This is a genomic window from Pseudomonas sp. S3_E10 (genome assembly GCF_054667615.1).
This window is the reverse complement of the sequence record NZ_CP162743.1, coordinates 938,693-963,050: the sequence shown is the minus strand read 5'-3', so window position 1 is coordinate 963,050 and position 24,358 is coordinate 938,693. Positions and strand designations below refer to the sequence as shown.

Genomic DNA, 24,358 nt, shown 5'->3' with positions numbered 1-24,358 from the left:
TTTCACGCCAGTCGCAGTTGGCTGATGGCGCGGCGCTACTGTACCCAGCGCTGCAGGATTTGCTGCAACTCGGTGCGTTTGAACGGCTTGGCCAGGTAATCGTTCATTCCCGCTGCCAGGCAGGCTTCGCGGTCGCCCTGCAAGGCATTGGCGGTCAACGCGATGATCGGCAGGTCGGCGCAGCCCGGCAACTGGCGAATCTGCCGAGTGGCTTCATAGCCGTCGATCAATGGTAGGCGGCAGTCCATCAGGATGGCCGTGAAAATCAGGCTTTCGGCACTGCGGATCGCTTCGGCGCCGTCGGTAGCCAAACTCACTTCAAAACCCAGGCTGCGTAGCATGGCTTCGACCACCGCGCGGTTGACCGGGTTGTCCTCTACCAGCAGCACATGGCGGCCATCACCGGCACTGGTTTTGCCCTCGGCATCCGAGGCAATGGCGGGCAGGCTGTGCTGGTCGATGGCCAGAGGGATTTCCAGGGTAAACACTGACCCACGGCCTTCTTCACTCTGGGCGCGCAGGGTGCCGCCCATGCGTTCGGCCAGGGTGCGGGCGATGGGCAGGCCCAGGCCGGTACCCCCGTAACGTCTTGAAATGGAACTGTCGGCCTGCTGGAACGCATCGAACATCAACTCCAGGCGTTCGGTGGAAATACCAATGCCACTGTCGCGCACGGTACAGGTGAACCACACCAGCTCATGATCCAGGGGCTGACAGTGCGGCTCGACGCTGACGCTGCCGTGCTCGGTGAATTTCAGCGCATTGCCGATCAGGTTCACCAGGATCTGGCGGATGCGCGTCGGATCGCCCTGCACCCGCAAGGTCTCCATGCCCGGCGGAATCGGTAGCTTCAGCTCCAGCCCGCGCTGCTGTGCGCTGTGCTGGAAGGCCTGGGCGCAACTGTTGATCAGGTCGGCCAGGTTGAACGGAATGTGTTCCAGCTCCAGCGCCGCACGCTCGATGCGCGAAAAGTCGAGGATGTCGTTGATGACCTTGAGCAAGTGTTCGGTGGACTCGGAGGCCAGCGCCGCATATTCGGCCTGTTCCTCGGTCATTTCGGTGGTTTCCAGCAACTGCAGCATGCCCAGCACGCCGTTCATCGGCGTGCGCAGTTCGTGGCTCATCATTGCCAGGAAGTCCGACTTGGCATTGTTGGCGCGCTCGGCTTCTTCGCGGGTCTGGATCAACTGGGCCATGGCCTGCTGCTGTTCGCGGCTGGCCTGGTTGAGGCCTTCGGCGAGGTTATTGATATGTCGAGACAGGTCGCCCAGCTCGGAGTCATCCACAATCGGCAGCGGCGTCTTGTAGTCGCCTTGTTGGATGGCCTTGACCGCATGGCCCATGGCGCTGATCGGTTGCGACAGGCTGGCGGCAAGGCGCCGGGCCAGCAGGAAGGTAAACAGCAGGGCGAACAGCGCGAGGATGCCGGCCTTGAACAGGATCTCCTGTTGGCGCTGGCTGAAGGCATCGTTGGACATGCCGACGATCACCCGGCCCAGGTAATCGGCGCGCGGCGCCTTGGGTTCGTTGAGGTTGTCCTGGAAAAAGTCATTGCCCAACTGGATATGCTGCAGGCGAATCGGCGCCTGGAACACTTTTACCGACAGCGAGCGGTCGTGTTTTTCCGACGGTTGCTCCACGTACACCAGGATGTTTTCGGTGCTGTCCTGAATCTCCAGGAAACGCACGTGCGGTGTGGCCAGGGTGGCGCGCAGCAAACTTTCGAGCACCTCGTTGTTGCCGGAAATCACCCCATACTCGGTGGCGGGGGCCAACTGGTTGGCGATCAATTGACCGGTGTGGTCCAGTTCCTGGCGCAGGTCCTGGATACGCACGAAGGTAAAGAAGCTGATCAACAGCAGTGTCAGCAACAGCGCCGGGCCCAGGGTGATGAGCTGGGTGCGGGTATTGATGTCCCAACGACGGCGCAAGGTCATGGGCGTTTTTCTCCTTCGGCCAGGCGGGCGGCGACGCCGGCTTCGTCTATCTGTTCGATGCCCAGTGAGCGCGCGACTTGTGGGTTGGCCACGACTTTGAAGTGTTCCGGGTACAGCGTGCGTGGCCAATTGGCCGGCGGGTGATCCAACAGGCGGTCGAGCACAGCCAGCCAGTCGGTCTGGTCGCTGTAGGTGCTGGCCAGGCTGCCGGCCCGTACAAACCCTGCATTGGGCCCCACCAGGGGCAATTGCTGGGCGTAGCTGCTCAGCAACAGATTTTTCGCGGTTTTCGGGTTGTATAACTGCGGGTCGTCCAGGCCCAGCAGTACGTCGCTGTTCCTGAACAGCGTTTGCAGCGGGCGACTGTCGCTGGTGTTGTCCCAGCGCTGGGGCACTATCTCCAGCTCCAGTGCCGACGCCCGGTGGCGCAGCTCGGGCAGCAGGAATTCGCTTTCGGCACCATAGAGCACACCGATGCGCCGCGCCTGGGGCAGGATGCTGGTGATTAGCTGCAACTGACGTTCCAGCGGTGGATCGCTCCATAACAGGCTGATGCGCGCGTGCTGCGCGACACCTGGCCGCTGATGGGCTTGCAGCCGGCTGATACGCAGCACCAGGGTCGGTGGCCCTTGGGGGTCTTGCAGGCGCCAGTCGAGGCCGGGCAGGTCCAGCAGGATCAGGCGCGTGCCGGCAGGCAGCCGGTTGGGTGCCGGCAAGTCTTTGAGGGCGGTAAAGGTGATGCGGTCTTCAGGGCGCTGCGCGGCCAGGGCGTGGGTAAAGGCCTGCACGCCGGCAGCGTCGTCGGCGGCGGTCAGCAGGATGTCGGCGCTCCACGCGGGCGTGGCCAGCAGCAGGCAGGCGAGCAGCACGGCGCGTCGCCACAGCGTATGGATAAAGAAGAAGGTCATCCGTGACGAGTCGCCCATGTCAGAACTCTAACTCCGCGCTGAAGTAGAGCACATGGCGATGGTCGTAATGGTTGTCGGCCCAGGTGGTGGGCTGGTTATCGAGGCGTTGTTGCAACATGCCGGCCAGCTCCACATTGGCTTTGCCCAGGGCAATGCGCTTGGCCACCCGCAGGTCGACCCGTTCGAAGCGATATTGGTTGAGTGCGTCGTCGCCATAGTAGAACAGCGCGCTGGACCAACCCTGGCCCCACTCGCGCAACCAGCCGGCCGAGCCACTGTTACGCGCGGTTTGCGCTTTGTCCAGCGGGTTGCTGGTCGTGGCGTCCACGTAAGCGTAGGTCAGCCGCAGGCGGTCGGCGTTGCTCAGGCGCCAGTCGAACTGCGACTCCGCCCCGGTGAACCGCGAACGGTTGGCGTTGCTGGCGATGTACTGGTTGTTGCGCAGGGGCGAGCTGATCATGTTGGTGATTTCGTCGTAGAACAGCTTCACGTCCATGTTCAGCCCGATGTCGGCAAAAAAACCGTTGTAGCCCAGTTCCCGCGAGCGCATCAGTTCTTTGTCGAGGTTGCCCGGGCCGCGGGTCTTCACGAAGTACTGCCCGGTGTTCTGCCCATAGGTGGGGGAGCTGAGGTTGGTGACGCGGTAGCTCCAGTTGACGTTGTTCTCGAACATGTCCGGCGAGCGGATCGCTTCGGAATACACCGCGCGCAGGCCGTGGCGCGGGTTGATCAGGTAGTTGACGGCCACTCGGGGCGTCAAGGAATGACCGCTCAGGTGCGTGTCTTCATACATGGCGCCGCCTTGTAGCAACCAATGCTCGCTGGCACGCCATTCCAACTGGCCGAACAGGCGCCAGGTGGTGTCGTCCAGGGTGCCGTTGAAGTAAGTGTCGGAGTCGGCGCGGTCGTAGCGGTAGTTGATGCCGCTGACCAGGCGCAGGCTGTCGGACAGGCTGAGGGTGTCCTGGATCTCCAGGTCGTATCGGCTTTCGCGGGTGCTTTGGTCGATGTCACCGCACACGCTCTGGTTGGCGCCGTTGCGCCATTGATCGAGCACCTGGTTGGCCAAGGCCTGCTCGGCGGCGCTGCCGGGTGGGGCGCTGCTGAAGGTATCCATATGCCGGGCCAGAAGCTCGGCGTAGTTGGGGTTGAGCTGCCACAACTGGGTCAGCTCGGGGCTGAACGAGACCTTGGCGTCGCAGGCTTTCCAGATTTGCCGGCGGTCCCACTGCTGGGCCGAGCCTTGCACATACAGGCTGTGTTCGGGGTTGAAGTCGACGTTCCAGCGCAGGGAGCCTGCGTAGTCCTTGGCGCTGACGTCGGAGTTGTCGCCACCTTCGTTAATCCCCGCAAATACCGGTGTGTAGGTGTACGGGCGTTGGTTGGTGCCTTCCTTGGCGTCCAGCTGCCAGTCGATGCTCTGCTGCGCATTCAACGTCTGGCTCACTGCCAGGCTGAAGCGGTTGAGGCGGCGGCCGTCGCGGCGGTCGGCGCCGGCGGCATCGCTGTCAAAGCCCTCGTCCTGTTGCCCTGACAAGGTCAGGCGCAAATCACCGGTTTCCCAACCCACGCCCTGGCTGGCGTAAAAGTCGTTGATTCCGCGTTCGCCGCGAATGACTTTTACCCGCGAGCCATGGCTGTTGGCCGGCGAGCGCGTAAGAATATTCACCACTGCCATCAGCGCATTGGCGCCGTAGCTGACGGTGTTGGGGCCACGGAATACCTCGATGCGCTCGATATCCTCCATGGCCACCGGAATGTCGCTCCAGTCCACCGTGGCCAGGCCCGCGCGATACACCGAGCGGCCGTCGATCAACACTTGCATGCGTCGCGCATCGCTGGCGCTGGTGCCGTGGTAGTTCACCGCCGCTTGGTTGCCGGTGGTGTAGCCGACCATCATCCCCGGCACCAGGCGCAGCAGTTCGCTGACGTCCCGCGCGCCGCTGGCCTTGATCAATTCGCTGTCGATCACGGTCATGCTGCCGGGCACGGCGGCGGCCGACTGCTTGAGGCGGGTGGCGGTCAAGACCTGCGGCAGCGGCTGGCTGTCGAGGAACAGGTCGTCGGCCAGCACGGCGCCACTGCAGAGCAGCATCAGCAATACAGATGAACGGGGAGGAGGGCCCAGAGACACGACACGGCCTTGATAATGACGGGTAGCCGCCCATGTTAACCGAGGCGGGGCCATTTGCCAGTCGTCGCCCTTGCAATTACTTCACACAGACATGGCATTTTCCGACAGGCGCACGAATTGACACGGGGGCTGGCCGCAAACGGGCCGCTCCGTATAATGCCGCCATCGCCACTGGTATGGATTAACGGATTGCATATGACTGAACAGCGCCCTATTGCGGTCCTGGGAGGCGGAAGTTTTGGTACCGCCGTGGCTAACCTGCTGGCCGAGAACGGCCACGCGGTGCGCCAGTGGATGCGTGATCCCGAGCAAGCCGAGGCCATTCGCGTGCATCGCGAAAACCCTCGTTACCTTAAAGGCATCAAGATTCATCCGGCGGTCGAACCGGTTACCGACCTGCTGGCCACCCTGACCGACTGCGAGCTGTGTTTTGTCGCGCTGCCGTCCAGCGCGTTGCGCTCAGTGCTGGCGCCTCACGCCGAACGCCTGGCGGGCAAAATGCTGGTCAGCCTGACCAAGGGCATCGAGGCGCAGACCTTCAAGCTGATGAGCGAAATCCTTGAAGACATCGCCCCCCAGGCGCGCATTGGTGTGCTGTCGGGGCCGAACCTGGCACGGGAAGTGGCCGAGCATGCGCTGACCGCCACCGTGGTCGCCAGTGAAGATGAGGCCTTGTGCGAGCGCGTCCAGGCGGTGTTGCACGGGCGTACGTTCCGGGTGTATGCCAGCGGCGATCGCTTCGGCGTCGAACTGGGGGGCGCGCTCAAGAACGTCTACGCGATCATCGCCGGCATGGCGGTGGCCCTGGGCATGGGCGAAAACACCAAGAGCATGCTGATCACCCGGGCGCTGGCGGAGATGACCCGCTTCGCGGTGAACCAGGGGGCCAACCCGATGACTTTCCTGGGGCTGGCGGGCGTGGGCGACTTGATCGTCACCTGCTCGTCGCCGAAAAGCCGCAACTACCAGGTGGGGTTCGCCCTGGGCCAGGGCTTGAGCCTGGACGACGCGGTGACGCGTCTTGGCGAAGTGGCCGAAGGGGTCAACACGCTCAAGGTGCTCAAGGCCAAGGCTCAGGAAGTGGGCGTGTATATGCCGCTGGTCGCCGGGCTGCACGCGATCCTGTTCGAAGGGCGCACCTTGAATCAGGTCATCGAGTTGCTGATGCGCGCCGAGCCGAAAACCGATGTCGACTTTATTTCCACCAGTGGTTTCAACTGAGGAACGCGTCATGAACGATCCGAAAGCAGCCCCCCAATACGAATCCATTGTTCTGCGCATTCTCTGGATGCTGGTGTTTGCCCTGGTGTGGCAAGTGGCGCAGTTCCTCCTTGGCGCGCTGGTCGTGGTGCAATTGATCTACCGCCTGGTGTACGGCGCGCCGAGCCTGGGCCTGATGAACTTCGGCGACAGCCTCAGCCAGTTCCTGGCGCAGATCGGCCGCTTCGGCAGCTTTCACAGCGAACAAAAGCCTTGGCCTTTCGCCGATTGGCCCACCCCGCGCGCACCGGAGGGCGAGGCCGCCCACAGCGTGCCGCCGGCGCCGCACCCGGTGCGTGATGAAGAGCCGAAACTGTGAAGCTGTGGATTTTGCGCCACGGTGAGGCCGAGGGGCATGCCCCTAGCGACGCTGAACGCAACCTCACCGAGCATGGCCGCGCCGAAGTGCTGCGCAGCGCCGCGCACCTGATCGGCCAGCCGATCACGGCGATCATCGCCAGCCCCTACGTACGGGCGCAGCAGACCGCGCAACTGGTGCGCGAAGCCCTTGGTTTTGAACCTCAGGTCCGCACCGTGCCGTGGCTGACCCCGGAGGGCAACCCACTGGAGGTGCTGCAAAAACTCGAGACCGATGACACTGTGCTGCTGGTCAGCCATCAGCCATTGGTCGGCAGCCTGATCAGCTTTTTGCAGCATGGCCATCAACGCCAGCCGCAGCCGATGTACACCGCCAGCCTGGCGGAATTGGAGGGCGACTTCCCGCTGGCGGGGCTGATGAGCCTGGTGAGCGTGAAGAACCCCTAGGCGCTGGCGCTGCTTTGTGTGTGCTATACCGTAGACCAAGCAAGTGCTTGGTTGGCTATGGTCGGATCACAAAGGAGCGCGTCCCATGCCCGTCGCTGTTCGTTTGCCGTTGCACGTCTTCTTCGAACGTGAGGCGCGCCATCCGCGCCAGCGCTTTCTGGTTCAGCCCCTTCGCGGGGGCAAGGTGCAGACGCTCACCTGGAGTGAAGTAGGCCACCAGGCCCGTTGCGCTGCGCGCTGGCTGCGCGAGCGGGAATTGCCGGCGGGTTCGCACATTGCCCTGATCTCGAAAAACTGTGCGCACTGGGTCATCGCCGACCTGGCGATCTGGATGGCCGGGCATGTCTCGGTGCCGCTTTACCCCAACCTCACGGCTGACTCGGTTGCCCATGTGCTCAGGCATTCCGAAGCGGCGCTGGTGTTTGTCGGCAAGCTCGACGATTGGCCCGCCATGGCCCCTGGCGTACCTGGCGGCTTGCCGACCATCAGCCTGCCGCTGTGCCCGGGTGGCGCGTTCGACTTCAGCTGGGCCGACCTCCAAGCCTGCCCGCCGATCCAGGACAACCCCGCGCCTGCGGCCGCCGACCTGGCAACCATCATCTATACCTCCGGCACCACCGGCCTGCCTAAAGGCGTGATGCACAGTTTCGGTGCCCTGGGCTTCGCCGCTACCCGCGGCGCCGAATTGTTTGGCCTGGGGGAGGGTGACCGCTTGCTGTCGTACTTGCCGCTGTGCCACGTGGCGGAGCGTATGTTCGTGGAGATGGCCGCGATCTATACCGGGCAAACCGTGTTTTTCGCCGAGAGCCTGGACACGTTTCTGGCGGACTTGCGCAGGGCACGCCCGACCGCGCTGTTTGGCGTGCCGCGTATCTGGACCAAATTCCAGATGGGGGTGTACGCCAAGATCCCGCAGAAGCGCCTCGACACCTTGCTGCGCCTGCCGTTTATCGGCAAGTACGTTGGCCATAAGGTGCTTGCCGGCTTGGGCCTGGATGCGTTGCGTATTGCGCTGTCCGGCGCGGCGCCGGTGCCGCAAGCCCTGCTGCGCTGGTATTGGCGGCTGGGCCTGGACGTGCTTGAGGTGTATGGCATGACCGAGAGCTGCGGTTATTCCCATGTGTGCCGCCCGGGCGCGCAGAAAATCGGTTGGATCGGCCCGCCGTGCCCGAGCGTCGAGGTGCGGATCGAACCGTCGGGAGAAGTGCAGGTGCGCAGCGACGCGACCATGCTCGGCTATTTCAAAGACCCGCAAAAAACCGCTGAGACACTCACTGCCGATGGTTTCCTGCGCACGGGCGACAAAGGCGAGCAGGATGCCGACGGCCGCCTGCGCCTGACCGGGCGGCTCAAGGAGATCTTCAAAACCAGCAAAGGCAAATATGTGGCCCCGGCGCCGATCGAAAACCGCCTGGCCGAACATGCGAGCATCGAGCAGGTGTGCGTGGTGGGTGATGGCCTCGCGGCGCCGATAGGGCTGTGCGTGCTGTCGGCGGCAGGCCATGACCGACAAGCGTTGCGCGCTAGCCTTGAGCGCTGGCTGGAACACGTCAACCAGGCGCTGGATAAGCACGAGCGCCTGCGTCAGTTGGTGTTGGTCAACGACAATTGGGGCGTGGAAAACGGCTTCCTGACGCCAACCTTGAAGATCAAGCGCAACGTCATCGAGTCGACCTACGGCGCGCAATTGCAGCGTTGGAGCGAGCGTTCCGAGACCGTTGTGTGGCAGGATTAGGCCCATCATAAAACCAACAAGGACTACCCCCATGAGCCTGTGGCGCACCCAACCGAATATCGAACAGCTCAATGCCGCGCAGAAAAACACCATCGGTGAACTGCTGGATATTCGCTTTGAAAGCTTCGACGACGACTCCCTGACCGCCAGCATGGTGGTCGATCACCGCACCCATCAGCCCTACGGCCTGCTGCACGGTGGCGCCTCGGTGGTGCTGGCCGAGAGCGTCGGTTCCATGGCCGCCTACTTGTGCATCGACCCCAGCAAGTTCTACTGCGTGGGCCTGGAGGTGAACGCCAACCACTTGCGCGGCGTGCGCAGCGGGCGCGTGACGGCGGTGGCCAAGGCGATCCATATCGGCCGCACCACCCAGGTGTGGGACATTCGCCTGACCACCGAGGATGGCAAGGCCAACTGCGTTTCGCGCCTGACCATGGCCGTGGTGCCCCTGGGCGAGAACCCGCCGGCGCGATAGGCGTGGCGTGAGTGTCATCATTCCTGGCAGTTACAGTCATTGCTGTGCCGACCTGGCGTTGTGACAATCCACTTTTGTTTTGGAGAGGGGGCCGGTATGTCGCAGCACGTGTTTTTTGCCCACGCCAATGGCTTCCCATCGGCCACCTACGGCAAGCTGTTTGCCGCCCTGGCCCCGCAATACAGCGTGGCTCACTTGCCGCAGCACGGCCACGACCCCAGGTTTCCCGTGGACGATAACTGGCAGAACCTGGTGGATGAATTGATCCACCATCTGGAACAACAGCCGGAACCAGTATGGGGCGTGGGCCACTCCTTGGGGGGCGTGTTGCATTTGCACGCGGCCCTGCGCCGGCCGCAACTGTATCGCGGGGTGGTAATGCTCGACTCGCCGGTACTGACCCGTGCGGACCGCTGGGTGATACGCGCGGCCAAGCGTTTCGGCTTTATCGACCGCCTGACCCCGGCGGGGCGCACCCTGGGCCGGCGTGAGGAGTTCAGCGACCTGGACGCCGCGCGCAGTTACTTCGCCGGCAAGACACTGTTTCGTGGCTTCGACCCGGATTGCTTCGAGGCTTACCTGCAACATGGCCTGTACCAGGCGGGTGATCGCCTGCGTTTGCGTTTCGACCCGGCCACTGAAATCAGCATTTACCGTGGTGTGCCCCACACCAGCCCCGGCCAGGTACGCCAGTTGAAGGTGCCCTTGGCGGTGGTGCGCGGCCGCCAGAGCCGCGTGGTGATGCGTCACCATGCCAGCGGCGTAGACCGCCTGCCGATGGGAGAGATGCTCACCATGCCGGGCGGACATATGTTCCCGCTTGAACGTCCGCAAGACACGGCGACCTTGATCAAGACCCTGTTCGCCCGCTGGCAGGCCCGCGAGCGCAGTTGCGCATGAGCACGCCGGTCGAAGAAGTCCGCCTGAGCCTGGCGCATATCGAATTGGCCGCGCATTTGTCTGGCCCGGAGGATGGCGTGCCGGTGATCGCCCTGCATGGCTGGCTGGACAACGCCAACAGCTTTGCGCGCCTGGCGCCCAAGCTCGAAGGCTTGCGCATCGTGGCGCTGGACATGGCGGGCCATGGGCATTCGGCGCACCGTCCAACCGGCGCCGGTTATGCATTGTGGGATTACGTCTTCGATGTGTTGCAAGTGGCCGAGCAACTGGGTTGGAAACGTTTTGCATTACTTGGCCATTCCCTCGGCGCCATCGTTTCTCTGGTGCTGGCCGGTGCCTTGCCGGAACGGGTCACGCACTTGGGGTTGATCGACGGTGTGATCCCTCCGACGGCCAGTGGCGAGAACGCGGCCGAGCGCCTGGGCATGGCGTTGCAGGCGCAATTGAACCTGCAAGGCAAGCGCAAGCCGGTGTACACCACCCTGGATCGCGCCGTCGAGGCGAGGATGAAAGGCTTGGTGGCCGTCAGCCGTGAAGCCGCCGAACTGCTGGCCCAGCGTGGTTTGATGCCGGTGCCGGGCGGTTATACCTGGCGCACCGATAGCCGCTTGACCCTGGCTTCGCCGATGCGTCTGACCGACGAACAGGCCATGGCTTTCGTGCGTCGTGTCGCTTGCCCTGCGCAGTTGGTGGTGGCAGCCGACGGCATGCTGGCGAAACATCCGGAATTGCTTTCCCAGCTCCCCTTTAGCGTGACGACGCTGCCAGGTGGCCATCATTTGCACCTGAATGATGAGCCCGGTGCGGTTCTTGTTGCAGACTGTTTCAATCGGTTCTTCTCCGCGCCTTGACTTGGCGCGGTCAACTGCCGAGGCTGGGCGGATTGAAAGGGAGTCAACCATGAACAATCTCAACACCGCTGCGACCTACGATGGCCAAGGCGCGTTGATCTTATGAGCGTGCGTAACGGATGTATCCGTATCTTCGGGTTGAGCCTTCTCAGCCCCTGGGTGTTTGCCGCCGACGTACCGGGTAGCCAGGACCTGCCTGCCGTGGCCCGTCAGGTCGATGCGCAAATCGTCGATTACCGCCCCGCCGAAGAAAAAGAACGTATCTACCCCATGGGCGCGATCCGCAAGATCAGCGGCCAATTGCGTTATGAAGGCCAGGCCACCGCGCGCGGCCAAACCACCGCCATTACCTATGAAATGCCCGCCGAACACAGCTCCAGCGCTGCGTTTACCGCCACCCGCGAGGCATTGCAGGCCAACGGCGCGCAACTGTTGTTCTGGTGCCAGGCCCGCGATTGCGGCGAAAGCAGCCTGTGGGCCAACGAGGTTTTCGGCAACGCCAAGTTGGTGGGTGCCGATGGCCAGCAGGAATACCTGCTGCTGCGTCTGGCCGCACCGCAGGACAATGCCTTGGTAGCGTTGTACGGCATCACCCGCGGTAACCGCCGCGCCTATCTGCATGTAGAGCAAATGAACGCGAGCGCGCCGCTGGGGGCTCTGTTGCCCACCTCGGCGACGTTGTTGCGCGAGTTGAAAAGCACCGGCGAGCTGGACTTTCCCGCACTCGGCGCAGAGCCGGACGCCACCTGGCTGACCTTGATCTCCCGTGGCTTGAACCTCGACACCACGTTGCGCGTCAGCCTGGCCGGCCCGCATGCCGAGGCCTGGCGCCAGGCCTTGGTCGACACAGGCGTGCGCGCCGCCCGTTTGGAAACCGGTACCGCTGAAACCAAAGGCCTGCACCTGCATCTGATACGCTGACCGCTACCAGGCGAACGGACCCGCGCCGTTCGCCTAAGCTCTCTTCCTACAGTCTTCTTCTCGAGATACCCATGCTCAATAACGATCGCCTGCTGGTGCAAATCCTGCTGCTGGTGTTGTTTGGTGCCAGCTTCTGGGTGATGGCGCCATTTTGGTCGGCGCTGTTCTGGGGCGCGGTACTGGCATTTGCCAGTTGGCCGCTGATGGTGCTGCTGACGCGCTGGCTGGGCGGCCGCGAATCGTTGGCGGCCGGCATCCTGACCCTGGGTTGGATGCTGCTGGTGGCGGTGCCGCTGGTGTGGCTGGGGTTCAACCTGGCGGACCATGTGCGCGACGCCGTGGCATTGATCAAGGATATTCAGGTCGACGGCCTGCCCGAGGCGCCGACCTGGCTGGGTTCGATCCCTTTTGTGGGGGAGCGCCTGGTCGGGATGTGGAACAGCATCGATCAGCAGGGCGCGGCGTTGATGGTCAGCCTCAAGCCTTACCTGGGCCAGGTGGGCAACTGGTTGCTGGCGCGCAGTGCGCAGATCGGCGGCGGCATCCTTGAACTGACCTTGAGTCTGGTGTTCGTGTTCTTTTTCTATCGCGATGGCCCACGGTTGGCGATGTTCGTGCACCGCCTGTTGGAGCGCCTGATCGGTGACCGCGCGGGGTACTACATCGAACTGGTGGCCGGTACGGTGCAACGGGTGGTCAACGGCGTGATCGGCACCGCCGCCGCCCAAGCCGTGCTGGCGCTGATCGGCTTCCTGATCGCCGGTGTGCCGGGCGCGCTGGTGCTGGGGATCGTCACGTTCCTGCTCAGCCTGATCCCCATGGGCCCGCCGCTGGTGTGGATCCCGGCCACGGCCTGGCTGGCATGGAAGGGCGACTACACCTACGCGGTGTTCCTGGGCGTGTGGGGCACGTTCATCATCAGCGGCGTGGACAACGTGCTCAAGCCGTACCTGATCAGCCGTGGCGGCAACCTGCCGCTGGTGATCGTGTTGCTCGGGGTATTCGGCGGTTTGATCGCCTTTGGCTTTATCGGCCTGTTTATCGGCCCCACCCTGTTGGCCGTGGCGTACAGCCTGCTGACGGATTGGAGCGCCACCCAGGCGCAGGGGCGCCGCGAAGACAAACCGTCGTAGTGGCTACCGGGTCAGGTGCGGGGTAACCACATCACCGCCGTCAAGCCGCCGCCTGGGGTCTCCTCCAGGCTCAGGCGGCCGCCGAGGCGTTCCACGGCGTCTTTGGCAATCGTCATGCCCAAACCCACGCCGCCGGAATTGCGATTGCGGGAGCCTTCGAGCCGATAGAACGGCTCGAACACCGCCTCGCGCTTGTCGGCGGCAATGCCCGGGCCCTGGTCGATCACCCGAATTACCAAGGCTTCGCTGCTGTCCGCCAGCTCGATACGTGCCGTGCCGGCATAGCGCAACGCATTGTCGATCAGGTTGTTCAAGCAGGAGCGCAAGGCCATGGGCTGCACCTGCAGTGGGGCGCAGGTGCCGGTGAATTGCACATCCGACCCCTGGTCCTGGGCGTTTTCACTCGTCGACTCCACCAGGGCTTGCACGTCCAGCCAGTGTCGGGTTTCGCTGGTGCGCTGTTCGTGCAGGTAGCTCAGGGTGGCGTCGAGCATACCGATCATGTCGTCCAGGTCCTGGCGCATCTGGCCCTGCAATTTTGTATCGTCGATCTGCTCCAGGCGCAGCTTGAGGCGTGACAGCGGAGTGCGCAGGTCGTGGGAGACAGCGCCGAGCATGCGCCCGCGCTGGCTGACCTGTTCGCGAATGCGCTTTTGCATCAGGTTGAAGGTCGAGGCTGCCTGGCGCGCTTCCCGTGGGCCGGATTCGTCGAGGGGCGGGCTGTCGAGGTCCAGGCTCAAGCGTTCTGCCGCTTCGCTCAGGCGCTGGATCGGTCGGCTCAACAATTTGGCACCGTACCAGGCCGCAATAATCAGCGAGAAAAATTGAAAGGTCAGGGGCACGACCGGGCCGCCGAACCAAGGGCGGGGGGCTTTTCGCGCAGCGGCATGCTGCTCGCGCCCGGCTGCTCGATAAAACGCTCCGGCGGCGGAGGCGGTTGCCCGTAGTGGTGAAACCAGAAGAACGCCAGCGCATGGGCCAGCACAATCGCCACCAGCAACACGCCGAACAACCGACCAAACAGTGTGTTGAAGGGCGCACGCATCAACCGATATCCCGTGCGTCGAACAGATAGCCTTCGCCGCGCACGGTCTTGATCAACTGCGGGGCCTTGGGGTCGTCCCCCAGTTTCTGGCGCAGGCGCGAGACGAGCAGGTCGATGCTGCGATCAAATGCTTCGATGGAACGCCCACGGGCCGCATCCAGCAATTGCTCGCGGCTCAGCACCCGGCGCGGGCGCTCGATAAACACCCACAACAGACGGAACTCGGCGTTGGACAGCGGCACCACCAGGCCGTTGTCGGCCACCAACTGGCGCAGCACGCTGTTGAGGCGCCAGTTGTCGAAGCGGATATTGGCGCGTTGCTCGGTACGGTCATCCCGCACCCGGCGCAGGATGGTCTGGATACGCGCCACCAGCTCGCGCGGCTCGAACGGCTTGGACATGTAGTCGTCGGCGCCCAGCTCCAGGCCGATGATGCGATCGGTGGGCTCGCAGCGGGCGGTGAGCATCAGGATCGGGATATCCGACTCCGCGCGCAGCCAGCGGCACAGCGACAGGCCGTCTTCGCCTGGCAGCATCAGGTCGAGCACCACCACGTCAAAGGTTTCGGCCTGCATGGCCAGGCGCATCGCGGTGCCGTCAGTGACGCCGGTGGCGAAGATATTGAAGCGGGCCAGGTAGTCGATCAGCAATTCGCGGATCGGCACATCGTCATCGACGATCAGCGCGCGGGTGTTCCAACGTTTTTCATCGGCGATTACCGCGCCTTTCTGTTCGCCGTTCACTGGGACAAAGGGGGTCTGCATAGTGCGATCGTCTGCCTGGTTGTTGCGGTCAGCATAGGCGCCCAGCCCCATGGCTGGAAGTGCTGGTCGGTAGGTCGTGCGAGCGAGGCTAGCGGCGGGGCGTGTTGGGGGCATGTCGTGAATGTATCGGCTTTGACATAATGCCCGCCAATGCCCGCCGGGTAGCGCTTGGTCAGTATTTACCGATCATCGGATCCCGCAACGGCGCCGCTTGCGCTACAATCCGCGCCGATTTCGACTTGCCTGAGAGCCCATCCCAATGTCCGTCTGCCAGACTCCTATCATCGTCGCCCTGGATTACCCCACCCGTGACGCCGCACTGAAGCTGGCTGACCAGTTGGACCCCGCGCTTTGCCGGGTCAAGGTCGGCAAGGAACTGTTCACCAGTTGCGCCGCGGAAATCGTCGGCACCCTGCGTGACAAAGGCTTTGAAGTGTTCCTCGACCTGAAATTCCACGATATCCCCAACACCACCGCGATGGCGGTCAAGGCTGCCGCCGAAATGGGCGTGTGGATGGTCAACGTGCACTGCTCAGGCGGCCTGCGCATGATGAGTGCCTGCCGCGAAGTGCTGGAACAGCGCAGCGGCCCCAAGCCCCTGCTGATCGGTGTGACCGTGCTGACCAGCATGGAACGCGAAGACCTGGCGGCGATCGGCCTGGACATCGAGCCCCAGGAGCAGGTACTGCGCCTGGCCGCCCTGGCACAGAAAGCCGGCCTTGATGGCCTGGTGTGCTCGGCCCTGGAAGCCCAGGCGCTGAAGACCGCTCACCCGTCGTTGCAATTGGTGACGCCGGGTATCCGTCCCGCAGGCAGCGCCCACGACGATCAGCGCCGTATCCTGACCCCGCGCCAGGCGCTGGACGCGGGTTCCGACTATCTGGTGATCGGTCGTCCGATCAGCCAGGCGGCCGATCCGGCCAAGGCGTTGGCGGCGGTAGTGGCCGAGATCGCCTGACCTTGGGGCATACGCGGTAAAAAAACAGGGGAGCGAGCCAAGCCCGCTCCCCTGTTGAGAGGTTCCAGGGTGGTTCAGTTGACCTTGAGTACCAACTTGCCGAAGTTCTCGCCGTTGAATAGCTTCATCAGCGTCTCCGGGAAGGTCTCCAGCCCGTCTACGATGTCTTCTTTGCTCTTGAGCTTGCCCTGGGCCATCCAACCGGCCATCTCCTGCCCGGCAGCGGCAAAGTTCGCCGCATGATCCATCACCACAAAGCCTTCCATGCGCGCGCGATTGACCAGCAGTGCCAAGTAATTGGCCGGGCCTTTCACGGCTTCCTTGTTGTTGTACTGGCTGATGGCGCCGCAAATCACCACCCGTGCCTTCAGCGCCAGGCGGCTGAGCACCGCGTCGAGAATGTCGCCGCCGACGTTATCGAAATACACATCCACGCCTTTGGGGCATTCACGTTTGAGGGCGGCGGGTACGTCTTCGTTCTTGTAGTCGATGGCGGCGTCGAAGCCCAGTTCATCCACCAGGAACTTGCACTTGTCGGCACCGCCGGCAATGCCGATCACGCGGCAGCCCTTGAGTTTGGCGATTTGCCCGGCAATGCTGCCCACCGCGCCGGCCGCGCCGGAGATCACCACGGTTTCGCCGGCTTTGGGCGCGCCGGTGTCCAGCAGGGCAAAGTAGGCGGTCATGCCAGTCATGCCCAACGCGGACAGGTAGCGGGGCAGAGGCGCCAGTGACGGATCAACCTTATAGAAACCCCGCGGTTCGCCGACGAAGTAATCCTGCACGCCCAGGGCACCGTTCACGTAGTCCCCGACGGCGAAGTTGGGGTGGTTCGACGCAATTACTTTACCCACGCCCAACGCGCGCATGACTTCGCCGATACCGACGGGCGGAATGTAGGACTTGCCCTCATTCATCCAGCCGCGCATGGCCGGGTCGAGGGACAGGTATTCGTTGTGTACCAACACTTGCCCGTCCGCCGGCGTGCCCACCGGCACTTCCTGGTAGGTGAAGGTGTCCCGGGTGGCTGCGCCGACCGGGCGTTTGGCGAGCAGGAATTGGCGATTGGTCTGGGCGGTCATGGCAGCGGCTCTTTAGAAATGAAGCATGAGTGATAGACCTTCCAGGGCCTGCGGGCAAGGTTCGTGCTGGGGGCGAATGCTTGTCGATAGGTGTCATTGATAGTCGGCCCTGGAGGCTTATCACCCGCACTCATGCAGCGCTAACCGGCCGTTTGATAGTGCTGACGTGCAAGTCCCGGCGTTGGCTAGACTCGCGCCACCGCTATTTCTTCCACAGGACATTCCCATGAGCATGACGTTTTCCGGCCAGGTCGCCCTGGTGACCGGCGCCGCCGCCGGTATTGGCCGCGCCACCGCGCTGGCGTTCGCCGCAGAAGGTTTGAAGGTCGTGGTTGCCGACCTGGATGTGGCGGGCGGCGAGGGCACTGTGGCGTTGATCCGGCAAGCTGGCGGTGAGGCGCTGTTCGTGCGCTGCAACGTCACGCTGGAGGCGGACGTGCAACAACTGATGGCGCAAACCGTCAACGCCTATGGCCGTCTTGACTACGCCTTCAATAACGCCGGGATCGAGATCGAGAAAGGCAAGCTGGCGGACGGCAGCCTGGATGAGTTCGACGCCATCATGGGCGTCAACGTCAAGGGGGTGTGGCTGTGCATGAAGTATCAGTTGCCGTTGCTGCTGGCCCAGGGCGGCGGTGCCATCGTCAATACCGCATCGGTGGCGGGCTTGGGCGCGGCGCCGAAAATGAGCATTTATGCGGCTTCCAAACACGCCGTGATCGGCCTGACCAAGTCGGCGGCCATCGAGTATGCGAAGAAGAAAGTCCGCGTCAACGCGGTGTGCCCGGCGGTGATCGACACCGATATGTTCCGCCGCGCCTATGAGGCCGACCCCCGCAAGGCCGAATTCGCTGCGGCCATGCACCCGGTTGGGCGGATCGGCAAAGTCGAGGAAATCGCCAGCGCCGTGTTGTACCTGTGCAGCGATGGCGCTGCGTTCACCACCGGCCACGCCCTGGCGGTCGACGGTGGCGCGACGGCGATCTAGGACCTTGCGCCGCACCCTATTCGAAAAAGTCTGGGGTGCTGTGGGGCTTTTCCAAAGCTGGCAAAACGCTGTGATCGAATGTGTATCATTAGGTAAATAAGCTAATAAAATCAATAATTTAATAGATTTTTGCCGCCGGCCACTACGGGCTTCTGTGCTTAACTCTTCGGGTTGAAATCAGACAGTTGAAGTGAGTGGCTCATGGATTTAGGGATCGATCGACAAGCCCTTGTACCGGTGGTGCAGCAAATCGTCAGCGCGGTGGCGCAATGGATCCGCAAGGACGGGGTGAGTCCCGGCACGCGCCTGCCGTCCATCCGGCAGGTGGCCCTGGATAACCTGCTTAGCCAATCCAGCGTCATCGAGGCCTTCGAGCGGATGGTCGCTCAAGGGTTGCTGGCACCGAGGCAGGGCTCGGGGTTTGTGGTGGCCCAGCCGCCTGTCTCGCACGAGGGCCACTGGTATGAGGGCGCGGAGCGCGATTGGGGGGCGTTTGCCGATAACCCCGTGGGCGAGCTTAAACTCGGCTGCGGCTGGCTGCCGGATACCTGGCATGAAAGCGATGACATCAGTTATGCCATTCGTGAAGTCACCCGCTCCGACACGGCGGGCCTGTTCAACTACAGCACCCCGTTGGGTTTGCCCGTGCTGCGCGAGCAACTGCTCAAGCACCTTACCCGGGTTCACATCGCCACCAGCCTTGATCGCATCCTCACGACCGCAGGCGCCAGCCATGCCCAGGACCTGTTGATACGCACGTTACTTCGGGCCGGTGACAGCGTGGTGGTGGAAACGCCGGGGTATGGCAACCTCTATCGGCAATTGGCGTTCCAGGGCGTGCACCTGCTGGAAGTGCCGCGCACCCGAGGCGGCCCGGACCTGCCGGCGCTGGAAACGCTGTTGCAGCAGCATCGCCCCAAATGCCTGTTCATTCACAGCCTGTATCACAACCCCACCGGGACCAGCCTCGGTCGGGCGGTGGCCGAGCGCTTGCTGGAGCTGGCCCATCGCGACAACTTCCTGATCATTGAAGAAGACGTCTACGGGGATCTGCAGCACGCCAGCTGCACACGGCTTTCGGCGCTGCCCCATGGCGATCGCGTGATCTACATCGCAAGTTTTTCCAAGACCCTGAGCAGCGCGTTGCGCGTGGGCTACCTCTGTGCCAGCGCGGCGATCATCGCGCAGTTGGTCAGCCTCAAGACGTTGACCGGTTTCGGCACTTCGCGGTTTGCCGAAGCAGTGGTCGCCGCGCTGCTGGCCAATGGTACGTACCGCAAGTGGGTGCAGCGCTTGCGCAAGCGGCTGCGCACGGAAATGACCGCCACGTTGCAAGTGCTGGAGGACGAAGAATGGGAGGTGTTCGCCGTGCCCGCCGGCGGCATGTTGTTATGGGCGCGACCGGCCGAGAGTGAGCTGTCGCGGCTACAAGCCTGTGCCCGACGGCTGGGGGTGCTGCTGTCGCCTGGGGCGCTGTTCAGCCCGACCGGTGAACACAGTGAGTGGCTGCGTATAAATGTGGCCTATGCTGCTGATCAGCGGGCCTTGGCCTTGTTCCGTGCCATGGCACCTGCCAGATCGACCTCGACCATCCTGAAAACGACGATCGTGTAGCTTTTTGCCATTATTGTGGCGCCGACGCCTTGTGTTGATGGCCTGGTCGTTGCGAATCTCGTGTCTTGTCAATCGGGCTTGATGGCATCTGCCATTGCAAGAGGATCACGTGCAATGATTTCGGGCGTGCAACGACGTTTCGCCAACCTCGGTATGGCGAAAAAACTGGCTCTTGGATTCACTCTGGTGCTGCTGCTGACGGCCTTGGTAGCGGCTATCGGCGTGTGGTCATTGCAAACCGTTGGTCAGCGTTTCGAAGACCTCAAGGCCATGTCGTCGCTCAACAGCGGTTTGTTCAAGGTGCGCTTGATCGAGCAGGACTATGCATTGCATGCCGACCCCAAGGCGGTCGATGCCTTGCATGAAAGTATCGATGCCCTGGCCGCGCAGGCGGCCAGCCTCAAGGCCCAGTCTGCGGCGAATGTGCCGGTGATGACGGATGTAGAGCAGGCTCTGGCCGCCTACCGCAAGGCGTTCGACGAGTTTGTCGAACTGACCCAGACCAAGGACCTGGCCCTGGAAATGGCCAGTTGGTCGGTGTCCAGTGTGGCCAATAACCTCGACGTGTTGCAGGCCGGGCTGGCGGACGACGGCGCCTATGGTCTCAAGGAAAGCCAAGGCAAGGAGGGCGCCGAGTTTATCGAGCAGGCCGGCCAGGTCAGTCAGGTCTCGCGTTTGATGCTGCAGGCCATGAACGAAGCCCACGTGCGCCTGGACCAGAGCCGCAGGGTCGATGCGGATGACGCCGAGCAAGGCAAGATCGAGCAGGCCGATCAAGCCCTGGCTCAGGTGGAACAGCTGAAAACCGCGGTCAAGGACCCTGGCTACCAGACGGTACTCGGCGAAGTCTCGGGGCATATCGCCGCCTTCAGCGAGAAACTGGGCGAATACACCGGCCTGCTGGCGCAGGAAAAGGTCGTCTACAAACAGTTGCATGATCGGGCCGACCAAGTGGTCAGCCGGGTCAACCAGGCCTATGACGCTGAAGATGTGTCGATGCGGGCACAACTGAAGAAAAGCGCGATGTTGATCATCGGGTCGTCGGCGTTGGCGTTGCTGGTGGGGTTGATTGCGGCCTGGGTGATTACGCGCCTGATCGTCGCGCCGCTGCGCAGTGTGATCGCGGTGGCGCAGCAAATCGCAGCCGGTGATCTGAGTGGGCGCATGGAGGTCAGCCGCCGGGATGAAATCGGGCAGTTGATGCAGGCGATGCAACAGATGGGGAACGGCTTGAGCGATATGGTCAGTGGGCTGCAAGCTGGCATTGAGCAATTGGCCAGCTCGGCGCATTCGTTGTCCAGCGTCACCGAGCAGACCAATGTCGAGGTCAGCAGCCAGAAGGAAGAAACCGAGCAAGTGGCCACGGCGATGAACCAGATGACCGCTACCGTGCACGACGTGGCGCGCAATGCCGAAGAGGCCGCGCAAGCCGCGCAGACGGCGGACGACAAGGTTGACAGCGGCCAACAAGTGGTCCGCCAGAGTTTGCAGCGCATCGAGTTGTTGGCCAATTCGAGCACCAGTGCCAGTGCCAGCATCCAAAGCCTCAGCGCCGAAATCCAGAACATCGGCACGGTGTTGAGCGTCATCAAGAGCGTGGCCGAGCAGACTAACCTGCTGGCCTTGAACGCAGCCATCGAGGCCGCCCGTGCAGGTGAGCAAGGCCGTGGCTTTGCCGTGGTCGCCGATGAGGTCCGGGCGCTGGCCAAGCGGACTCAGCAATCGACCGAAGAAATCGAGAGGCTGGTCAGCACCTTGCGCAGCGCGGCGCAGTCGTCGGTGCAACAGATCCAGCAAAGTGGCGAACTGGTGAAGTTGGCGGTCAGTGATGCCCTGGAAACAGAAAGTGCCTTGGGCAGCATCGCGGCGGCGGTGTCATTGATTCAACAGATGAACCAGCAGATCGCCGCCGCGGCCGAAGAGCAAAGCTCGGTGGCCGAAGAGATCAACCGCAGTGTCACCAGTATCCGTGCCAGCGCCGATCAGTCGGCGTTGAGCATGCAGGGTAACGCCGCGTCCAGCATCCAACTGGCGCAGTTGGGGGCGCAGCTCAAGGGGATGGTGGGGCACTTCCGCCTCTGATCGCCGCCGGGGAGCGGTGAGCAAAGGCGAGGGTGGTCAGGCGTGGTTGGCGAGGAAGGTCAGCAGGGCTTCGTTGACGAAGTCCGGGTTTTCCCGTGCGCTGATATGCCCGGCGTCTGGAATCAATGTCAGGGTACAGCCGATCAGTTCGGCCATTTCCTCGGACTCGTGCGGGGGGCGCGGCTTGTCCTGCTCGCCGCACATCACCAATGTGGTGTCGCGGTCCAGGCTCGGCAGTTGCTTGAGTACATCCTCGCGACTGAAGATCAGGCGGCCCAATGGCACGATACTGTCCAGCAGGCGTTGCCGTGGGAAGCCTTGCAGCGACGAGCGAAAATCCTGATACAGCGCCGACTCGCGGTCTATACCCGGGCGAAAGAAGATGGGGGCAATCACATCCAGCAACGGCTCAGGAATGGCGCCGGCGTCTTCGATCATCTTGAACAGCGAGAAGTAGTATTGGCGCGTGGCTTCGGGTTCGGCCCCGAGGTGGGTGTCCATCAGCACCAGGCTGTTGATGCGCTCGGGCGCCAAGAATGCGAGACGCGCGCCCCACATGCCCCCCACCGAAAGGCCAACCAGGTTGATTTGCGCGATGTCCAACTGATCCAGCAGCGCCAGGGCCTGGCGCGCAAGGTCGTCGAGGGAGTGGGTGTGCGTGGGCAGCGGGCCCGATTCGCCATGCCCCCACAGCTCGGGAACGATGACGCGGTACTGTTGCGACAGGGCCTCGATCTGCGGTGCCCACATATGGCGGTCCCACAGGTAGCTTGACCCCAGCAGGACCACGGGGCCTGTGCCCTGGTCGATATAGTGCAGCGGTTGTCCATCAATCACGGCGAAAGGCATGGCACGACCTCTAACTTCACGGAGTGAGGGGCATGTTTTTACGCGAGTCTTGGGCAAGGGGATAGGTGCAAAGTGATGGCATCTCGTGGTGAGCAGGGCTCACCACGAGGGGAGGCTTGGTCAGTCGTAGATGACTTTCTTTTTCCACTCGGCGTCGGCCTCGACCTCTTTCATGCCCTCGGTCAATTCGCTGGCTTCTTCTATCGTCTGTTGGCTGTTGGCCAGCACGGTAGCGTTGGTACGCGCCAGTTGGGCTTCCAGCTGCTGCAGCTGCGCGCTATAGAGCACAGGCTCCGGTTGCTTGCGCAGGTATTGCGCGCCGCGCTCGAAGGCCAGGCGCGCCTGGCCCGGCTGACCCTGCTGCAAGGCGTGCTGGCCGAGGTTATTGAAGAACTCGATGTGCAGCAGCACCAGGATATGGCGAATTTCCTTGATCCAGTGCTTGGCTTCGTTTGCCGGCAGGAAACCGTCCTGGGCGGCGCGAGTGACCTGGCCATGCAGGGCTTCGAGCAAAAAGCGTACGTCCTTGGCCTTGGCTTCGGTCTGGATCGGCGTGGGTGGGTTGTTTACCGGAATGGACTCGCCCTGGGCCACCAGCGCGCTCAACTCGGTGATGCGCGCCTTGTGAGCTGCGCTGGTCTTGTTGAGGTTTAACAGGCGCTGGTTGACGTTGAGCTCCAGGCGGGTCAACAACAGTTTGAGCGCCGGGGTCATGAATTGGCCAGGGAACGTCTCGGTGATTTCACCGCAACGACGCATGCGATCGTTGAGCTCGATCACGGTGCGTTGTTTTTCCAGCTTGTTGTTTTCCACCACGTGGTTCATGTAGCCAATGGCGATCAGTATTGCGATCCCGGCTATTACCAGCAGGGTGATCATGAGTGGTGTCACCGGTGTGACCTCTTTATAGGGTTTACAGTGGAGTGTAGTGACTGGGCCAGCTATCGGATAGGACTGATCGACCAATTGCCCAGGTAGTTTCTTCTATATAGGTACGCGCTCCCTGCATGGATGCACATTGCCATCATTTGCTTGAGCGAACTATAACGTCTTGTCGTGCGCCAGAATATAGGCGCCAAGGCCTGGACGGGCAGAATGCCCATGAAAGCCTGCAAGCGCAGGCGAAGTCATTGATTTTAATAAATTTATCCTTGGGGGTTGACGATCTACCAATCCATCCATAGAATGCGCGCCACTTAAAGCGTAAAGCACACAGCAAAACGCGTTGAGTAGTGAATGTTGTACGTGTGTCCCCTTCGTCTAGTGGCCTAGGACACCGCCCTTTCACGGCGGTAACAGGGGTTCGAGTCCCCTAGGGGACGCCATATGCGGGAATAGCTCAGTTGGTAGAGCACGACCTTGCCAAGGTCGGGGTCGCGAGTTCGAGTCTCGTTTCCCGCTCCAATTTTTAAGCAGTGTTGCCTTTGGGCGGCATTGAGTGAAACCAGGGCCACGTCTTCGGGCGAAGCCTCTGGGCACTGAGATACACACCATGTGTTTCAGTAGCGTGTCCCCTTCGTCTAGTGGCCTAGGACACCGCCCTTTCACGGCGGTAACAGGGGTTCGAGTCCCCTAGGGGACGCCATTTGCGGGAATAGCTCAGTTGGTAGAGCACGACCTTGCCAAGGTCGGGGTCGCGAGTTCGAGTCTCGTTTCCCGCTCCAAATTTTAAGCAGTGTTGCCTTTGGGCGACATTGAGTGAAACCAGGGCCGCGTCTTCGGGCGAGGCCTCTGGGCACTGAGATACACACCATGTGTTTCAGTAGCGTGTCCCCTTCGTCTAGTGGCCTAGGACACCGCCCTTTCACGGCGGTAACAGGGGTTCGAGTCCCCTAGGGGACGCCATTTGCGGGAATAGCTCAGTTGGTAGAGCACGACCTTGCCAAGGTCGGGGTCGCGAGTTCGAGTCTCGTTTCCCGCTCCATATTCAACAAAAACGCCGATCAGTGATGATCGG

At 62.5% G+C, this 24,358-nt stretch carries 20 protein-coding genes, 6 tRNA genes and 2 pseudogenes; 20 read left to right on the top strand and 8 right to left on the bottom strand.

Annotation, left to right across the window (positions count from 1 at the left end; genetic code table 11):
- Window positions 1–35: 35 nt before the first annotated feature.
- Genes AB4N98_RS04110 through AB4N98_RS04100 form a run of 3 tightly spaced genes read right to left on the bottom strand, consistent with a single transcriptional unit; the run spans window position 36 to window position 4,979 of the window.
- Window positions 36–1,937: an ATP-binding protein gene (locus AB4N98_RS04110; protein ID WP_223496478.1), complete on the bottom strand. Its 1,902-nt coding sequence runs from the start codon at window positions 1,935–1,937 to the stop codon at window positions 36–38.
- On the bottom strand, window positions 1,934–2,863 hold the full coding sequence (locus AB4N98_RS04105) for an ABC transporter substrate-binding protein (protein WP_017529297.1): 930 nt from the start codon (window positions 2,861–2,863) through the stop codon (window positions 1,934–1,936). The genes AB4N98_RS04110 and AB4N98_RS04105 overlap by 4 nt, the downstream gene beginning before the upstream one ends.
- 1 nt (window position 2,864) lies before the next feature.
- Window positions 2,865–4,979 carry a TonB-dependent receptor plug domain-containing protein gene (locus tag AB4N98_RS04100; protein WP_317617124.1) on the bottom strand — a complete coding sequence of 705 codons (2,115 nt, stop codon included), beginning with the start codon at window positions 4,977–4,979 and terminating at the stop codon, window positions 2,865–2,867.
- A 195-nt stretch (window positions 4,980–5,174) separates the two neighbouring features.
- Between AB4N98_RS04100 and AB4N98_RS04095 the strand changes: the two genes are divergently transcribed.
- The 9 genes from AB4N98_RS04095 (at window position 5,175) to AB4N98_RS04055 (ending at window position 13,019) form a co-directional block, all read left to right on the top strand.
- Window positions 5,175–6,200 carry an NAD(P)H-dependent glycerol-3-phosphate dehydrogenase gene (locus tag AB4N98_RS04095; protein ID WP_017529295.1) on the top strand — a complete coding sequence of 342 codons (1,026 nt, stop codon included), beginning with the start codon at window positions 5,175–5,177 and terminating at the stop codon, window positions 6,198–6,200.
- A 10-nt stretch (window positions 6,201–6,210) separates the two neighbouring features.
- The gene (locus tag AB4N98_RS04090) at window positions 6,211–6,558 is read left to right on the top strand and encodes a DUF4389 domain-containing protein (protein WP_017529294.1); all 348 of its coding nucleotides are present in this window, start codon (window positions 6,211–6,213) and stop codon (window positions 6,556–6,558) included.
- Window positions 6,555–7,004 carry a phosphohistidine phosphatase SixA gene (gene sixA, locus AB4N98_RS04085; RefSeq protein ID WP_065878005.1) on the top strand — a complete coding sequence of 150 codons (450 nt, stop codon included), beginning with the start codon at window positions 6,555–6,557 and terminating at the stop codon, window positions 7,002–7,004. The genes AB4N98_RS04090 and sixA overlap by 4 nt, the downstream gene beginning before the upstream one ends.
- A gap of 85 nt (window positions 7,005–7,089) precedes the next feature.
- Entirely contained in the window at window positions 7,090–8,739 is a 1,650-nt protein-coding gene (locus AB4N98_RS04080; RefSeq protein WP_116079445.1) for an AMP-binding protein, read from the top strand.
- 31 nt (window positions 8,740–8,770) lie between these two features.
- Entirely contained in the window at window positions 8,771–9,214 is a 444-nt protein-coding gene (locus tag AB4N98_RS04075) for a hotdog fold thioesterase (protein WP_017529291.1), read from the top strand.
- Between the two features lie 96 nt (window positions 9,215–9,310).
- Window positions 9,311–10,114: an alpha/beta fold hydrolase gene (locus tag AB4N98_RS04070; protein WP_017529290.1), complete on the top strand. Its 804-nt coding sequence runs from the start codon at window positions 9,311–9,313 to the stop codon at window positions 10,112–10,114.
- Window positions 10,111–10,965 (top strand): alpha/beta hydrolase, encoded by an 855-nt coding sequence (locus AB4N98_RS04065; RefSeq protein ID WP_017529289.1) that lies wholly within the window; start codon window positions 10,111–10,113, stop codon window positions 10,963–10,965. The genes AB4N98_RS04070 and AB4N98_RS04065 overlap by 4 nt, the downstream gene beginning before the upstream one ends.
- A 102-nt stretch (window positions 10,966–11,067) precedes the next feature.
- Window positions 11,068–11,886, top strand: a complete 819-nt coding sequence (locus tag AB4N98_RS04060; protein WP_065878011.1) for a DUF4892 domain-containing protein — start codon at window positions 11,068–11,070, stop codon at window positions 11,884–11,886.
- A 71-nt stretch (window positions 11,887–11,957) separates the two neighbouring features.
- Window positions 11,958–13,019, top strand: a complete 1,062-nt coding sequence (locus tag AB4N98_RS04055; protein ID WP_017529287.1) for an AI-2E family transporter — start codon at window positions 11,958–11,960, stop codon at window positions 13,017–13,019.
- A gap of 11 nt (window positions 13,020–13,030) precedes the next feature.
- On the opposite strand, the pseudogene AB4N98_RS04050 reads toward AB4N98_RS04055, so the two are convergent.
- Window positions 13,031–14,064 (bottom strand): annotated as a pseudogene (locus AB4N98_RS04050) (sensor histidine kinase).
- Window positions 14,064–14,828: a response regulator gene (locus tag AB4N98_RS04045; RefSeq protein WP_065878062.1), complete on the bottom strand. Its 765-nt coding sequence runs from the start codon at window positions 14,826–14,828 to the stop codon at window positions 14,064–14,066. The pseudogene AB4N98_RS04050 and the gene AB4N98_RS04045 overlap by 1 nt, the downstream one beginning before the upstream one ends.
- Window positions 14,829–15,087: 259 nt before the next feature.
- Between AB4N98_RS04045 and pyrF the strand changes: the two genes are divergently transcribed.
- Window positions 15,088–15,786 (top strand): orotidine-5'-phosphate decarboxylase, encoded by a 699-nt coding sequence (gene pyrF, locus AB4N98_RS04040; protein WP_017530388.1) that lies wholly within the window; start codon window positions 15,088–15,090, stop codon window positions 15,784–15,786.
- Between the two features lie 74 nt (window positions 15,787–15,860).
- On the opposite strand, the gene AB4N98_RS04035 is transcribed toward pyrF, so the two are convergent.
- The gene (locus tag AB4N98_RS04035; protein WP_017530387.1) at window positions 15,861–16,868 is read right to left on the bottom strand and encodes an NADP-dependent oxidoreductase; all 1,008 of its coding nucleotides are present in this window, start codon (window positions 16,866–16,868) and stop codon (window positions 15,861–15,863) included.
- A gap of 226 nt (window positions 16,869–17,094) precedes the next feature.
- On the opposite strand from AB4N98_RS04035, the gene AB4N98_RS04030 reads away from it, so the two are divergent.
- The 4 genes and pseudogenes from AB4N98_RS04030 (at window position 17,095) to AB4N98_RS04015 (ending at window position 21,552) form a co-directional block, all read left to right on the top strand.
- Complete coding sequence (locus AB4N98_RS04030) at window positions 17,095–17,856, top strand: SDR family oxidoreductase (RefSeq protein WP_017530386.1); 762 nt, start codon at window positions 17,095–17,097, stop codon at window positions 17,854–17,856.
- Between the two features lie 201 nt (window positions 17,857–18,057).
- Window positions 18,058–19,470 (top strand): aminotransferase-like domain-containing protein, encoded by a 1,413-nt coding sequence (locus AB4N98_RS04025; RefSeq protein ID WP_017530385.1) that lies wholly within the window; start codon window positions 18,058–18,060, stop codon window positions 19,468–19,470.
- Window positions 19,471–19,551: 81 nt separating this feature from the next.
- Window positions 19,552–20,646 (top strand): annotated as a pseudogene (locus tag AB4N98_RS04020) (HAMP domain-containing protein); the annotation flags it as partial.
- Entirely contained in the window at window positions 20,635–21,552 is a 918-nt protein-coding gene (locus tag AB4N98_RS04015; protein WP_460149534.1) for a methyl-accepting chemotaxis protein, read from the top strand. The pseudogene AB4N98_RS04020 and the gene AB4N98_RS04015, both read left to right, overlap by 12 nt.
- Before the next feature lie 36 nt (window positions 21,553–21,588).
- Here AB4N98_RS04015 and AB4N98_RS04010 read toward each other — a convergent pair whose 3' ends face one another.
- Entirely contained in the window at window positions 21,589–22,401 is an 813-nt protein-coding gene (locus tag AB4N98_RS04010) for an alpha/beta fold hydrolase (protein WP_017530383.1), read from the bottom strand.
- Between the two features lie 120 nt (window positions 22,402–22,521).
- Window positions 22,522–23,292 (bottom strand): hypothetical protein, encoded by a 771-nt coding sequence (locus AB4N98_RS04005; protein WP_026067464.1) that lies wholly within the window; start codon window positions 23,290–23,292, stop codon window positions 22,522–22,524.
- 358 nt (window positions 23,293–23,650) lie between these two features.
- Here AB4N98_RS04005 and AB4N98_RS04000 point away from each other — a divergent pair.
- The 6 genes from AB4N98_RS04000 to AB4N98_RS03975 all read left to right on the top strand — a co-directional run bounded on the left by AB4N98_RS04000 (window position 23,651) and on the right by AB4N98_RS03975 (window position 24,325).
- Window positions 23,651–23,726: transfer RNA gene (locus AB4N98_RS04000), tRNA-Glu, on the top strand.
- Window positions 23,727–23,729: 3 nt separating this feature from the next.
- A tRNA-Gly gene (locus AB4N98_RS03995) sits at window positions 23,730–23,805 on the top strand.
- Window positions 23,806–23,910: 105 nt separating this feature from the next.
- Window positions 23,911–23,986, top strand: a tRNA-Glu gene (locus AB4N98_RS03990).
- Window positions 23,987–23,989: 3 nt separating this feature from the next.
- A tRNA-Gly gene (locus AB4N98_RS03985) sits at window positions 23,990–24,065 on the top strand.
- 105 nt (window positions 24,066–24,170) lie between these two features.
- A tRNA-Glu gene (locus tag AB4N98_RS03980) sits at window positions 24,171–24,246 on the top strand.
- A gap of 3 nt (window positions 24,247–24,249) precedes the next feature.
- Window positions 24,250–24,325: transfer RNA gene (locus AB4N98_RS03975), tRNA-Gly, on the top strand.
- The last annotated feature ends 33 nt before the right edge of the window (window positions 24,326–24,358 follow it).

Coding starts and splice junctions, on each gene's coding strand:
- AB4N98_RS04110 (WP_223496478.1), bottom strand. CDS start 1,937: ATGACCTTGCGCCGTCGTTGGGACATCAATACCCGCACCCAGCTCATC.
- AB4N98_RS04105 (WP_017529297.1), bottom strand. CDS start 2,863: ATGGGCGACTCGTCACGGATGACCTTCTTCTTTATCCATACGCTGTGG.
- AB4N98_RS04095 (WP_017529295.1), top strand. CDS start 5,175: ATGACTGAACAGCGCCCTATTGCGGTCCTGGGAGGCGGAAGTTTTGGT.
- AB4N98_RS04090 (WP_017529294.1), top strand. CDS start 6,211: ATGAACGATCCGAAAGCAGCCCCCCAATACGAATCCATTGTTCTGCGC.
- AB4N98_RS04080 (WP_116079445.1), top strand. CDS start 7,090: ATGCCCGTCGCTGTTCGTTTGCCGTTGCACGTCTTCTTCGAACGTGAG.
- AB4N98_RS04075 (WP_017529291.1), top strand. CDS start 8,771: ATGAGCCTGTGGCGCACCCAACCGAATATCGAACAGCTCAATGCCGCG.
- AB4N98_RS04070 (WP_017529290.1), top strand. CDS start 9,311: ATGTCGCAGCACGTGTTTTTTGCCCACGCCAATGGCTTCCCATCGGCC.
- AB4N98_RS04065 (WP_017529289.1), top strand. CDS start 10,111: ATGAGCACGCCGGTCGAAGAAGTCCGCCTGAGCCTGGCGCATATCGAA.
- AB4N98_RS04060 (WP_065878011.1), top strand. CDS start 11,068: ATGAGCGTGCGTAACGGATGTATCCGTATCTTCGGGTTGAGCCTTCTC.
- AB4N98_RS04055 (WP_017529287.1), top strand. CDS start 11,958: ATGCTCAATAACGATCGCCTGCTGGTGCAAATCCTGCTGCTGGTGTTG.
- AB4N98_RS04045 (WP_065878062.1), bottom strand. CDS start 14,828: ATGCAGACCCCCTTTGTCCCAGTGAACGGCGAACAGAAAGGCGCGGTA.
- pyrF (WP_017530388.1), top strand. CDS start 15,088: ATGTCCGTCTGCCAGACTCCTATCATCGTCGCCCTGGATTACCCCACC.
- AB4N98_RS04035 (WP_017530387.1), bottom strand. CDS start 16,868: ATGACCGCCCAGACCAATCGCCAATTCCTGCTCGCCAAACGCCCGGTC.
- AB4N98_RS04030 (WP_017530386.1), top strand. CDS start 17,095: ATGAGCATGACGTTTTCCGGCCAGGTCGCCCTGGTGACCGGCGCCGCC.
- AB4N98_RS04025 (WP_017530385.1), top strand. CDS start 18,058: ATGGATTTAGGGATCGATCGACAAGCCCTTGTACCGGTGGTGCAGCAA.
- AB4N98_RS04015 (WP_460149534.1), top strand. CDS start 20,635: ATGGAGGTCAGCCGCCGGGATGAAATCGGGCAGTTGATGCAGGCGATG.
- AB4N98_RS04010 (WP_017530383.1), bottom strand. CDS start 22,401: ATGCCTTTCGCCGTGATTGATGGACAACCGCTGCACTATATCGACCAG.